This is a genomic window from Pseudomonas neuropathica (genome assembly GCF_051174785.1).
GTDB lineage: Bacteria > Pseudomonadota > Gammaproteobacteria > Pseudomonadales > Pseudomonadaceae > Aquipseudomonas > Aquipseudomonas neuropathica_A.
In genome coordinates, this window is the sequence record NZ_CP195111.1 from 3,308,060 (window position 1) to 3,320,432 (window position 12,373).

Annotated in this window: 10 protein-coding genes; 4 read left to right on the forward strand and 6 right to left on the reverse strand. The window is 59.8% G+C overall.

The window, feature by feature from the left end; all coding sequences use genetic code 11:
* The first annotated feature begins 8 nt into the window (after window positions 1-8).
* Genes ACRRSD_RS15130 through ACRRSD_RS15140 form a run of 3 tightly spaced genes read left to right on the forward strand, consistent with a single transcriptional unit; the run spans window position 9 to window position 2,776 of the window.
* Window positions 9-884: a metal ABC transporter substrate-binding protein gene (locus tag ACRRSD_RS15130; protein WP_435034147.1), complete on the forward strand. Its 876-nt coding sequence runs from the start codon at window positions 9-11 to the stop codon at window positions 882-884.
* Window positions 881-1,441, forward strand: coding sequence for a carbonate dehydratase (locus tag ACRRSD_RS15135; RefSeq protein WP_435034148.1), 561 nt, complete (start codon window positions 881-883; stop codon window positions 1,439-1,441). The genes ACRRSD_RS15130 and ACRRSD_RS15135 overlap by 4 nt, the downstream gene beginning before the upstream one ends.
* A gap of 3 nt (window positions 1,442-1,444) precedes the next feature.
* Window positions 1,445-2,776, forward strand: a complete 1,332-nt coding sequence (locus tag ACRRSD_RS15140) for a dihydroorotase (protein WP_435034149.1) — start codon at window positions 1,445-1,447, stop codon at window positions 2,774-2,776.
* 82 nt (window positions 2,777-2,858) lie between these two features.
* Here ACRRSD_RS15140 and ACRRSD_RS15145 read toward each other — a convergent pair whose 3' ends face one another.
* On the reverse strand, window positions 2,859-3,377 hold the full coding sequence (locus tag ACRRSD_RS15145) for a DUF3617 domain-containing protein (RefSeq protein ID WP_435034150.1): 519 nt from the start codon (window positions 3,375-3,377) through the stop codon (window positions 2,859-2,861).
* Window positions 3,378-3,508: 131 nt separating this feature from the next.
* Here ACRRSD_RS15145 and cls point away from each other — a divergent pair, with 131 nt between their 5' ends.
* Window positions 3,509-4,948, forward strand: coding sequence for a cardiolipin synthase (gene cls / locus ACRRSD_RS15150; RefSeq protein WP_435034151.1), 1,440 nt, complete (start codon window positions 3,509-3,511; stop codon window positions 4,946-4,948).
* Between the two features lie 36 nt (window positions 4,949-4,984).
* Here cls and cfaB read toward each other — a convergent pair whose 3' ends face one another.
* The 5 genes from cfaB to hflK (ACRRSD_RS15175) form a co-directional block, all read right to left on the reverse strand.
* On the reverse strand, window positions 4,985-6,172 hold the full coding sequence (gene cfaB, locus ACRRSD_RS15155; protein WP_435034152.1) for a C17 cyclopropane fatty acid synthase CfaB: 1,188 nt from the start codon (window positions 6,170-6,172) through the stop codon (window positions 4,985-4,987).
* Between the two features lie 168 nt (window positions 6,173-6,340).
* Complete coding sequence (locus ACRRSD_RS15160; RefSeq protein ID WP_435034153.1) at window positions 6,341-8,248, reverse strand: cation-translocating P-type ATPase; 1,908 nt, start codon at window positions 8,246-8,248, stop codon at window positions 6,341-6,343.
* Window positions 8,245-9,294: a protease modulator HflK gene (hflK, locus tag ACRRSD_RS15165; RefSeq protein WP_435034154.1), complete on the reverse strand. Its 1,050-nt coding sequence runs from the start codon at window positions 9,292-9,294 to the stop codon at window positions 8,245-8,247. Before hflK (ACRRSD_RS15165) ends, ACRRSD_RS15160 begins: the two co-directional genes overlap by 4 nt.
* Window positions 9,291-10,322: a protease modulator HflC gene (gene hflC, locus ACRRSD_RS15170; protein WP_435034155.1), complete on the reverse strand. Its 1,032-nt coding sequence runs from the start codon at window positions 10,320-10,322 to the stop codon at window positions 9,291-9,293. Before hflC ends, hflK (ACRRSD_RS15165) begins: the two co-directional genes overlap by 4 nt.
* The gene (gene hflK, locus ACRRSD_RS15175; RefSeq protein ID WP_435034156.1) at window positions 10,319-12,280 is read right to left on the reverse strand and encodes a protease modulator HflK; all 1,962 of its coding nucleotides are present in this window, start codon (window positions 12,278-12,280) and stop codon (window positions 10,319-10,321) included. Before hflK (ACRRSD_RS15175) ends, hflC begins: the two co-directional genes overlap by 4 nt.
* Window positions 12,281-12,373: the final 93 nt, after the last annotated feature.

Here is a 12,373-nt window from a genome sequence, read left to right on the forward strand (position 1 = left end):
GTTTCCCGATGCGTGCTCTAGTCGTGTTGTTCAGCCTGATGCTGTCGATGTCCTTGTCGGCGGCGGAAAAATTGCCGGTGGTTACCAGCTTCAGCATTCTCGCGGACATGGTTCATCAGGTCGGCGGCGAACATATCCAGGTCACCAACATGGTCGGCCCGGACGCCGACGCGCACACTTATGAGCCGAGCCCAGACGATGCCAAAGCCCTGCTCAAGGCCAGACTGATCATCAAGAATGGCCTGGGTTTCGAGCCATGGCTGGATCGTCTGGTCACCAGCACCGACACCAAAGCCACGGTCATCAGTGCCAGTTACGGTGTGATTCCACGCTCACTGGATGAAGACGGCGAGACCGTTCCCGATCCACATGCCTGGCACAACCTGGCAAACGCCGAGTTGTACGTCGCCAATATCACCAAGGTACTGATCGCTGCGGATCCGGCGAACAAAGCCGACTACGAACGCAACAGTAAAACCTACCTGAAGCAGATCTACGCGCTGCTTGCTGAAGCCAAGGTCAAGCTCGGGTCGCTGCCACCGGGCAACCGCAAGATCGTCACCAGTCACGATGCTTTCGGTTATCTCGGCCAGGCGTACGGCATCGACTTCATGGCGCCACAGGGTTTGTCCACGGAACGCGAGCCATCAGCTGCTGAAGTTGCGGCGCTGATCACTCAGATTCGTCAGGCCAAAGTCAAAGCGGTGTTCATGGAAAACATCAAGGATGCACGCCTGCTCAAACAGATCGCCGACGAAAGCGGTGCGCATATCGGCGGCACGCTCTACTCCGATGCCCTCGCCACCAGCGGCCCGGCAAGCACCTTCACGGGTCTGTTCGAATACAACCTCAACACCCTTTACGACGCACTGAGCCGACCATGATCCGCAAGAATCCTTCAGGTGATTTGCCGCAGATTGCCGAGTCGGCCTATGTCGATAAAACCGCGATCGTCTGCGGCAAGGTGGTCATCGGTGAAAACGTTTTCGTCGGCCCTTATGCGGTCATTCGCGCCGATGAAGTGGACGCCTCTGGAGAGATGGAGCCAATCACCATCGGCGCCAACTCGAACATCCAGGATGGCGTGGTGATCCACTCCAAATCCGGCGCGGCAGTGACCATCGGTGAATTCAGTTCCATCGCCCACCGCTCTATCGTGCACGGCCCCTGCGTGGTTGGCGACCGAGTGTTTATCGGTTTCAACAGCGTGCTGTTCAACTGTGTCGTTGGCAACGGCTGCGTGGTGCGGCACAACTCGGTGGTCGACGGTCGCGATTTGCCGGACGCGTTCTACGTGCCCTCCACGACTCGCATCGGACCGAATACCGACCTCTCGTTATTTCCGCCGGTGAGTATCAGCGCCTCGGAGTTTTCCGAAGACGTAGCGCGCACCAACGTCGATCTGGTGCGCGGCTATAAAGCTTTGCAGAACGAGTTCTGAACCATGAGCAGCGTGCTGATTCGCAATGCAAGACTGGTCAACGAAGGGCGCGAGTTCGACAGTGATCTGTTGGTCAGCAATGGCCGCATCGTCAAGATTGCCCGCTGCATCGAAGGCGAAAATGCCACGGTGGAAATCGACGCCAACGGCCAATGGCTGGTGCCGGGGATGATCGATGACCAGGTGCATTTTCGTGAACCGGGGGCGCCGGCCAAGGGCAGTATTTATACCGAGTCGCGAGCAGCGGTTGCGGGTGGCATCACCAGCTTCATGGACATGCCCAACACCAATCCGGCCACCCTCACCCATGAAGCACTGACGGATAAAAAGCGCCGGGCGGCAATCAACTCGGTGGCCAATTACGGCTTTCACTTTGGCGTGAGCCGCGACAACCTCGACACGGTCGCCGCGCTCAATCCGTGTGAAGTGGCCGGCGTAAAAGTGTTCATGGGCGCTTCGACCGGCAACATGCTCGTGGATGATCCGCAGATCCTTGAGCGACTGTTTGCCGAGGTGCCGACGATCCTGTTGGCCCACTGCGAACACACGCCGAGCATCGACGCCAACGCAGCCAATCTGCGTGAGTTGTTCGGCGAGCGAATCCCTCCCGCCGCTCACCCGCTGATACGTAATGCCGAGGCATGTTATCGCTCCTCTTCACTGGCGGTGGAACTGGCGAAACGTCACGGCACGCGGTTACACGTTTTGCACCTGACTACCGCGCGAGAATTGGCGTTGTTCGAGGACAAACCGCTGGCGCAAAAACGCATCACTGCCGAAGTCTGTCTGCATCATTTGTTGTTTGATGATCGCGACTACCCAAGCCTCGGCAACCTGATCAAGTGCAACCCGGCGATCAAGACGCAGGGCGATCGCGATGCTTTGCGCGAAGCGCTGAACAGCCATCGCCTGGACGTGATCGGCAGTGATCACGCGCCGCATACCTGGGAGGAAAAGCAGCGGCCTTATGCGCAGGCACCTTCGGGATTGCCGCTGGTGCAGCATGCGTTGCCGGCACTGATGGAGCTGGTGGCGGACGATGTGCTGCCAATCACAACGTTGGTTTCGAAGACCAGCCACAGAGTCGCGGATCTGTTTGCGATTCCCGATCGTGGGTATCTACGTGAGGGGTACTGGGCGGACTTGGTATTGGTGGAGCCACAAACGCTGGAAGTGAATCGACAACCCATTCTGTCGCAGTGTGCATGGACGCCGTTTGCCGGACGCAGCTTTCGTCATCAGGTAAGTACGACGATTGTCTCAGGGCAGATTGCGTGGCGGAATGGGCGGGTGAACGAGGGGTGTCGGGGGTTAGCGCTGAGATTTATGCGCTGAATTCGAGGACGCTATCGCGAGCAGGCTCGCTCCCACATCAGACTGCATTTCAAAGGTGGGAGCGAGCCTGCTCGCGAAGCTTTTAAGCTCTTGGTTTAACGCTGCCGCAGTCTTGGCCCAACCAAACCGCGCGGGTCTCCAGACTGCCCTTCTGATTGATCCCGATCGCATTGAACGTGCCGTTGGCCACGGTGGTGAATTCCCGATCACTGAGGAACGTCGCCACACCGGTGCCCTGCGCTTTCGGGCAACTGAAACGGAATTTCCATTGGTTGCCGCTGCGCTCGGTGATCTGCTGTTTGCAACCCGATTGCGGATCGGCCAGCGGAATATCGTTGGTCGCCACTTGCTGCGGCGTCAGACACGCGCGAATACCCTTGCCGCCGATATTGATCCCGTTCTTCTCCAGCGCTGCACGCTGTTGCGGGGTCATCTGCCCTTGCAACTGGCCGAGGATCGATTGCACATCCATTGGCTGATCATCGACCTTGACGTTGCTCGATGTCATTTCCCACAGCCCCGGCTGCAACATCTGCGCCTGCGCAACCACCGGCAATGCCAAACCCAGGCCCAGCGCCAAACCCAGCAGACGAACGTTCATCGAAAAACTCCTGATCAGTAGTGGCCGTTAGACGTCGGCCGATTGCTTCGGTTCATGCACCAATTAAATAGCGACATTCGCGACAGAACATGGTCTGTTAAGCATTGAATCTTCCGGAGCAAGGCTGCCCCATGGATTATTTTGGACCGCACATTTTCGGTTATCTGATCGCCCTGATACACACCCTCGGCTTGATCGCCGCCATCCATGCGGTGCTCACCGTGCGCACGGCTCAAGGCTCGATCGCCTGGGCATTGTCGCTGATCTTCATTCCCTACCTCACGCTTATTCCGTATCTGGTGTTCGGCCGCAGCACCTTTGATGGGTACATCAAGGCGCGGCGCCAGGCGAATGAACAGATGCGTCAGGCCATCTCCGAGTTGAACTGGCGCCCGTGGGTGGAAGAGGCACTGACTGCGCGCGCCTCGAATGCCTACGCCTCGTTACGCGCAATGCCCAAGCTCGGCCGCATGCCGTGCCTGGCGAACAATGAAGTGCAATTGTTGATAAACGGTGCGGCCACCTTCGACGCGATCTTCCAGGCCATCGATCAAGCGAAAGAAGCGGTGCTGATCCAGTTTTTCATCATTCACGATGATCGGCTCGGCCAACGCCTGCGCGATCTGTTACTGAAGAAAGCCGCCGAAGGCGTCTCTATTCATCTGCTCTATGACCGCATCGGCAGCCACGCCCTGCCCCACAACTATGTGCAGGCATTGCGCGATGGCGGCGTCGAGGTCAAAGCCTTCGCCACACGCAGCGGTTGGCTCAATCGCTTTCAGGTCAACTTCCGTAACCACCGCAAGATCGTCGTGGTCGATGGCGTGGTCGGTTTTGTCGGCGGGCACAATGTTGGCGATGAATACATGGGTGAAAAACCACCACTGGCACCTTGGCGCGATACCCATGTGAAGGTACGTGGCCCGGTCGTCGCGTGTATGCAGGAATCCTTTGCCGAAGACTGGTTCTGGGCCGCACGGACCCTGCCGCCGCTGATCCTGCCAGATGAATACCCGGATGACGGCGTGCTCTGCCAATTGCTCGCCAGCGGCCCGGCGGATGCCTACGAAACCTGCTCGTTGTTCTTTGTCGAAGCGATCCACGCGGCGACCGAACGGGTGTGGATCACCAGCCCGTATTTCATCCCCGACGAGGCTGTATTTGCTGCATTAAGATTGGCCGTTCTGCGTGGCGTCGATGTGCGATTGCTGCTGCCGTCGCGGCCAGATCACCGCATCGTCTACGCCGCTTCCAGCCTCTACGCGTTTGAAGCCGTGCGCGCTGGCGTGCGGGTATTCCGCTACGAACCCGGTTTCCTGCATCAGAAAGTGGTGTTGATCGACAGCGAGATCAGCGCCATCGGCAGCGCCAATCTGGACAACCGCTCATTCCGGCTGAATTTCGAAGTGATGCTGCTGACCGTCGACAGTACATTCGCCGCCAGTGTGGAAAACATGCTCAAATCGGATTTCGAACAAGCCTACGAAATCGCCAAAGAAGAAAGCCGGGAGCTCCACCGCCTGCAACAAGTAGGCATGCGGATCGCCCGGCTGATTTCGCCGATTCTATAAAAAACCCTCTCCCGTGGGAGAGCGGATTATTCAGTGTTAAGGGTTATAGATGTCGTCGCGAGTCCACGGCAGTTCATGGCTGCCATCCGGGTGTGCCTTCACCGCGAGGATTTGGTGCAGATTGATCCAGCCACGCGCGAACGCATAGGCGCAGCCAGCCAGGTACAAACGCCAGATGCGCAGCGCTTGATCCGGTACCAGTTTGCCAGCGGCTTCGAGATTGTCCTCCAGCCGCTCGCTCCAGTGATCCAGCGTGCGCGCGTAGTGCAGGCGCAGACTTTCGACGTCAACAACCTCCAGGCCAGCTTCGCTGATCTCGGCCGAGATCATCGCCAGGTGCGGTAACTCACCGTTGGGAAATACGTATTTCTCGATGAAGTCCCCCGCTCCGCGTCCTACCGGACGACCATCGGTGTGTTTGGCGGTGATGCCATGGTTCATCACCAGACCGCCCTCCTTTACCGCACCGAACAGGGTTTTGCAGTACTCGGCGAGATTGGCGTGACCGACGTGCTCGAACATGCCGACGCTGACGACCTTGTCGAAACGCCCGTCCTGGGGCAGATCGCGGTAGTCGAGCAGCTGCAGTTCGATCTGGTCTTCCAGTCCTTCGGCTTTGACCCGCTCGCGTGCCAGTTCAAGCTGTTCCTTGCTCAGGGTAATGCCGAAGACCTTCGCACCGAATTCTCGAGCCGCGTAACGTGCCAGACCACCCCAGCCGCAACCGACATCCAGCAGATAGTCACCCGGCTGCAAACGCAGCTTGCGGCACAGATGGCGGAATTTGGCTTGCTGCGCTTGCTCAAGCGTTTCGCTGCCGGTTTCGAAATACGCGCAGGAATACGCCATGTCGCTGTCCAGCCAGAGCTGGTAGAACGCGTTGGACAGGTCGTAGTGGTAGGAAATGGCCTTGGCGTCGGTTTCCTTGTCGTGAAAAACCCGCACGGGCTGACTGCCTTCGTCCTCATCGAGCAAGGCCGTGCTCAATTCGTCACAGACCCGGATGACTTCGCTGATCGAACCCTCCAGTTCGAGTTTGCCTTCAACGAAAGCCGCGCCAAGCGCATCGAGGCTTGGATGGGTGAACTGGGTGACCATCTGCGGGTCCTTGACCACGATGGTGACGCTGGGCGCTGGCCCAAGATTGAACTCATGGCCGTCCCAGAGCCGCAGTCGAAGCGGTAGCTGCAGATTCTGTAAGGCCGGTGGAAGTTGCGCGAGCATGGAAAATCCCCCCTTGTTTCAGACGTCTGATCTGAGGGTAGACCATCCTTGAAAAATAGCAGGCTATCGATTTGATAGCCGCTGACTATGAACCTGCAAGGCTGTGTGATCCGTATTCAACGCGCCTGATCTAAGGACAGACAGCCCGGCGCGCAGTTCAAAAAACGATCAATTCTGCTCTTTCATCTTTAGCAGAGGCTCTTGGAAACGCAACAAACGCCCGGCGTTACCCAGTACCAGCAACGTGCTGAGGTTGTGCAACAGTGCGGCGATCATGGCCCCGGCAGCGCCGAGCCAACCGAAGGCGGCGAACACGACAATCACCAGAGTCCAGCCCAGTCCGATGATCACGTTGACCTGCAACGTTCTGCGGCACTGGCGGCTGAGCCGCACACAAGTGCCGAGACGACGCAAATCGCTGCCAATCAAGACGATGTCCGCCGAGGCCAGAGCGATGTCTGCCCCGCCTGCGCCCATCGCCACACCGACCACGCCCGCCTTGAGTGCGAGCGAATCGTTGATGCCGTCACCCACCACCATTGGCCGGAAGCCATTGTCGATTTCCTTGAGCACGCGATTGAGTTTGTCTTCGGGCAAGGCTTGGGCCTGGACTTCATGCAAATCGACGTCCCGCGCCAAAGACTGGGCCACGCTCTCTCGATCCCCAGTCAGCAACAGTTGCCGACCGAGGCCCAGTGCACGCAATTCGCCGAGGGCAAAGCGGGCTTCCGGCTTGACCGTGTCGGCCAGCAACAACCAGGCGAAGAATTCGCCGTTCAGGGCCAGTCCGGCGATCGGTCCATCGTGCTCAGGGACCGCGGTGGTTACGATCCCCAACTGCGCGAACAATTCCGGTCGACCGAGTGCCGCTTCGCCCTGCTCCGTCATGGCCACCACGCCGAGGCCTTGGCGTTCGTGGATATCGCTCAGCGGTAAACACTCTGCCTGACCGACCAACCCCGCAAGCGCACGACTGACCGGGTGACTGCTTGCCGCGCCGAGGCTGGCGGCGAGCACCATGACCGTGGACGAATCGGCACGCGGGCTATTGATCGACTGCAAGCGGAGGGTGCCGTAAGTCAGGGTTCCGGTCTTATCGACGACCAGAGAAGTGAGGTCGGCCAGTTCTTCTAGGAACGCCGAACTGCGGATCAGAATGCCGTGGCGTGCCGCTACCGCGACACCGGCAATCGCCGTGGCCGGTGCCGACAGCACCAACGCGCACGGACAGGCTGCGACCAACACGGCGAGCATCGCTTGGGCATCGTGGGTGATAAACCAGGTCACCGCCGCCAGCAGCAACACCAGCACCATGTAGCTTCCGGCATAACGTTCGAGCAAGCGCGTGATCGGCGGTTTCGAACGCTCGGCGTTTTGCATCAACGCGATGACTTTGCCCAGCGTCGAGTCATCGCCGGTGCGCGTCACTTCGATCCGCAGCAGACCGTCGAGGTTGATCGCACCACCGAACACCGTCATGCCGACGCCCGCTTCGACCGGTACCAATTCACCGGTAATCGAAGCCGTATCGAGACTCGCTTGGCCGGACAGCACCCGACCGTCCGCCGGCACCCGATCACCCGCACGCACCTCAACGGTATCGCCGGCCTTCAGCGTGGCGTTATCCACTTCGATGATCGAGCCATCAGCCTGAACTTTGCGCGCAAGGCTGCGGGTCAGTTGACCGAGGGCGTGAATCGCTTCCTGCGAACCAATGACACTGCGCTCTTCCAACACATGGCCGAAGATCATGATGATCGGCAGCAGTGCCGCCGTCAGCAGATCGCCGGTCGCCCACGCGCCGAGCATGGCCAGGGCAATCAGTTGATCGGTGATGCCATGCAGGCTCGGATAGCGAAGGCTGAACCACGCCGAACGCATCACCGGCACAGCAACCAATAATGAAGCAAAACCGAGCAGCAATTGGCTAACCCCGGTTTGCTCCGGAACCCACCAGCGCCAGATCAGACCCAGGCCAAGCAGCCCCAGCGCGAGCATGGCCAAGGTCAGTTGCCGTGCAGCGCGGCGTTGTTCGGCGGAGGACAACAAGCTGGGTACGGCAGTCGTCGCAGTCATTTACTGGCTCCCTGAATGATCAGGCGGGAATCGTCTTTCGGGTCGACCGTGGTCACCGAACCGGCCGCACCGAGAATTTTCGGCATGCGTTCGCGGTAAAGGCGCAGGAGCATTTGCGGGTCGGTGGCGCTGGCCAGACTCGATACTGTGGCGGTGTCGGCAGCAGCTTTGGCCAAGCGCTCACCGGCCTGCGCGTGAGCGACTTGCAGAGTGCGATCGGCCTGTTCGTTGGCAGTCTGAGTGAGTTTCTCAGCGTCCGTGCGTGCATTGGCCACTGCTTTGTCAGCTTGCTGGCTGGCCGTGAGAACCGCGTTGAACGCACTGACCGCCGGAGCCGGCAGACTCGATTGCACATCGACCCGCGCCACTTCGATGCCGATGCCCTGCCCGCTCGCTTTCAACTCGGCCAAGCGTTTGTTGATGCCTTGCACTAGATCACCGCGCAGCCTTTCACGGCGTTCGGCCGCTTGATTGTCAGTGCCGATCAACTCCGGGCGAGCGACCAGAATGGTGTCCAGATCCCGTGCGGCAGTCAGCGCCACGGCGCTGCGGGTGACCAATCGATCCAGGGCTGGCAGCACATGATCGGCCTGCAATACGAAGTCGTAAGGGTCGCTGACTTTGTAAAACACCCGCACATCGAGCTGCACTACGCCGGCATCGCCGGTCAATAAATAACCAGATCCAGCCAGCGCATCGCTCAGCGGTACGGCGAACGAAGCGACTCGATCAGCCTTCAATGCTTCATCGCTGCGCAACAGATTTTCCACTCGACGCTCAATGACCCGATCCGCTGCCGGCAGCAAAACCACCTGTTCGAACGGCTGTGGCCAAGCCAATAACAGACCGGCATTCTGGATGCGATCAAGTGCGCCGAAATGCAAAACCACCGCACGACTCTGCGGGTCGATCTGCCGCACATTAGAAAATGCCCACGCCAGCGCGGCCAATACTGTCACCGCATACAGGGCAAAAAACGCCAAACGCCCAGCCTGAATCCACGGACTGTTCAGCGAATGTGTTCCACGTGGAACTTCATCACTCATGGCTGTGATCCGGGTTTGCTGTCGAGTGTCGGTGGGCCATCGACCAGCACGCGGAATGGCGCGGCGTCGGTGCGCAGAATCAATTTGGTGTCCGGGGTGACAATGGTGCCGAGGGTGTCCAGCGAGCGCAGCAAATTGTAGAGCTGTGGTGAACTGGCGTAGGCGCGGCCATAGATCTGCGCCGCTTCGACCCGGGATTGCGCTTCGATTTCTGCTGCCTTCACGGTGGCATCGGCTTGAACGATCCGGGCATCACGCTCGGCAGCAGAGCGGATTTGTGCAGCTTCACGTTTACCGATGGCCGTACGCTCCGTGGCGATGGTTTCACGCTCGGCGCGCATACGATCGACGGTGGCAGTCAGCGTCACCGACGGCAGGGTCAATCGCTCGATGCCGACCTGCACCACCCGCACGCCATAAGTCGCGAGCAATTGCTGATCGATCTGCTCGCGCAGTTGCGCTTCGAAATCGGCGATGCGTACCTGACTGGCATCGGTGTTGACCAGATTCGCCAGATCGAAGCTGCTGGCGGTGGTTTCCAGCGCCGAGCCAACAAAGGTGCGAATCTGCCGCGCCGCTTCATCCGGCTGGTTCTGCACCGCCCGCATAAAGCGCTGCACATTGTCCGGATCACCCTGTACCTGCCACGCCACGTAAGCTTGCACAATGATGCGCAAACCGTCGCGCGTACCGACATCCTGCAAGCCACTGGAGGTCGTACGCAAACGCAAATCCACCGGAATCGCCGCCTCGAACGGCGCCGGCCAGCGCCAGCTCAAACCTGGGTCAAGCAGCACCCGCGATGGATTACCGAAACGGGTAATGACCGTGGCTTCGCCGGAACGCACTTGCACCAGGCTCGCCGCCGCAATGGCAAACACCACCAACAAGGCTGCCCAGCCCATCCGTCGCCACGGAAAAGGCCCGGCCTCTTCCGGCGCACCGTGGTGGTGATGGTGGTGATGCCCGCCGTGACCGTGAGCGTGTCCGCTGTGGTCATGATGATCGTGTGTGTGCGACTGGCTCAATGGGCGACTCCTGGTTGAGCGGTGGTGCGCGCAGGCGTCGGGTCAGCCGGCAGCGAAAACGTACGCAGGTCGATGGTCGGAGCATTACTGCTGCCACCCAGGCGATGATCGAGTATCAGCAATTTGGCTTTGCTCAGGCCTTGGCTGAGCTGACCGAGGTATTGCTCGAGCACAAAGGCCTGACCAGCACTCACGAAGGCTTTGTGCTCGGCACTGAACCTCAGGTCCGCTGCCTGCGCCGTAGCGCCGGTTTCCCGCGCATTGGCGCTGGCCTGATCGCGAGCCAGGCTGGCCTGCAACTGCGCCTGATTGCTCGCTTCAGCCGCTGCGCCACGCTCACGAGAGATCAAGGCCTGCGCACCAATCTGCGCCGCTTGCACGCTGTGGTAGGCATTGGCGGCACCGGCCGGCGGATGAATGGCTTCGACGACCGTGGCGAGAATTTCCACGCCGCTGTCGAGTCTTTGCAGATCGCTTTGCACCGCGCGACCGATCTCCTCGCCCAGCCCGACACGGTCTTCACCGAGTAAACCGTCGAGCGTGCGTGAGGCAAAGTCGTGCACCAGAATCCGGCTGGCGGTGCTGCGGATCAGCGTCGGCACATCGGCACTGTTGTAGGTGGCGGCCAACGCGGCCTGATCGCTCAAGCCAATGCGATAGACAAAGCGCACGTCCATGTTGACGATCTGAAAGCTCTGCTGCTCGCCACGGCTGCTGGCGATGACTTGCGACTTGTCGTTGACATGAGTGGCGTCCCACAAACGGTTGGCGGTAATGGGCGCCGGACCTTCAGCTGGGTCGGCTTGCAGCGGCGCAGAGTTCTCGCCGACGCTGGTTGCCAATTCATGAACAACGCCGTTTTCAACGATCAACACCCGCCCCAACGGCCACGGTAGACCCGTATGCAGTCCCGGACCGAACACCTGCACCGGTTTGCCGAATCGCTCATAAATACCACGGCCCTGTAACGGGATTTCATGGACGCCGGTGAGTAACCAGCCCACTGCGGCGACCAAGGTCAGCACCGGCAGAAAAGCCCGGCGCATGTAACTGAACGCCCAGATCTGGCGCAGATCGATGCCGAAGCGATTGTGCAATTCATGCTGCAAGGCGAGTAACGGCTGTGGTGGCCAACGCAGCATGTCGGCGACAAAACAGCGTGCCAGCAACGTCGGTTCAAGCTGCTCACGGCGCGGGCTAAATATTGAGAGAACAGCGCGCAATAGCAGCTCGATCGCGACCAGTCCCGGCAAGATGCCGATCAACACGGCGACGCGAACCGGCCACACGGCATTCTCGCCTGCAAACAACAAACACATCGCGCCCAGCACCAGACTGATGATCGCCACGCGCGTCAGTTGCGCCAATGCACCTGCTTCGGGCCATTGCGCCGGATTTTCCTGAGCGAGTTGCCGCTCCAGTACCAGCAAACCGAACGCCAGCAACAGCGCCAACGCAGCACCCACAGTGGCAGATACCCCCACGGCAGAGGCCGGCAACGCGAGGTTCCACACCGGCTCGATGCTCAGCATCACCAGCAGCGACCAGCCCGCCAGCCACAGCGTCGCCGCACCGAGCTGATTGAGCAGATGCAGACTGCCTTGACTGAAGCGATCCAATAGCCGCTCGTACCAACCTTCCGGCGCGGGTTGTTCCTCCTCAGTAAGCGGCGTCAGTACAACAGGATTGATCACCTGCGCGCGCCATTGCGTCACCCACCACGCCGATTGCAGCCCTGCGACCAGCACCAGCAACCCCGCACTCTGGTTGACCAGCAGCGGCAGCCACAAAGACTGCGGAGCGAACAGTCCGACAAAAAATGCCAGCACCCACCCTGCCCCGGCCAAACCGCCGAGACCGATTGCCCAGCGTCGCAGGCGTCGGCTTTGCACGGCTGCCTGCTGAAAGCGCGGCAGTCCGGTCACTTGCGTGCCTTCTACGTCCAGATCGACTTGCATATCACCCCAAATTCATTGGCTCACACCTATCGTTACGATATAACGAAATAGGTGAAATATTCGTACACAATTACGCTTATTCAAAGATGCCCA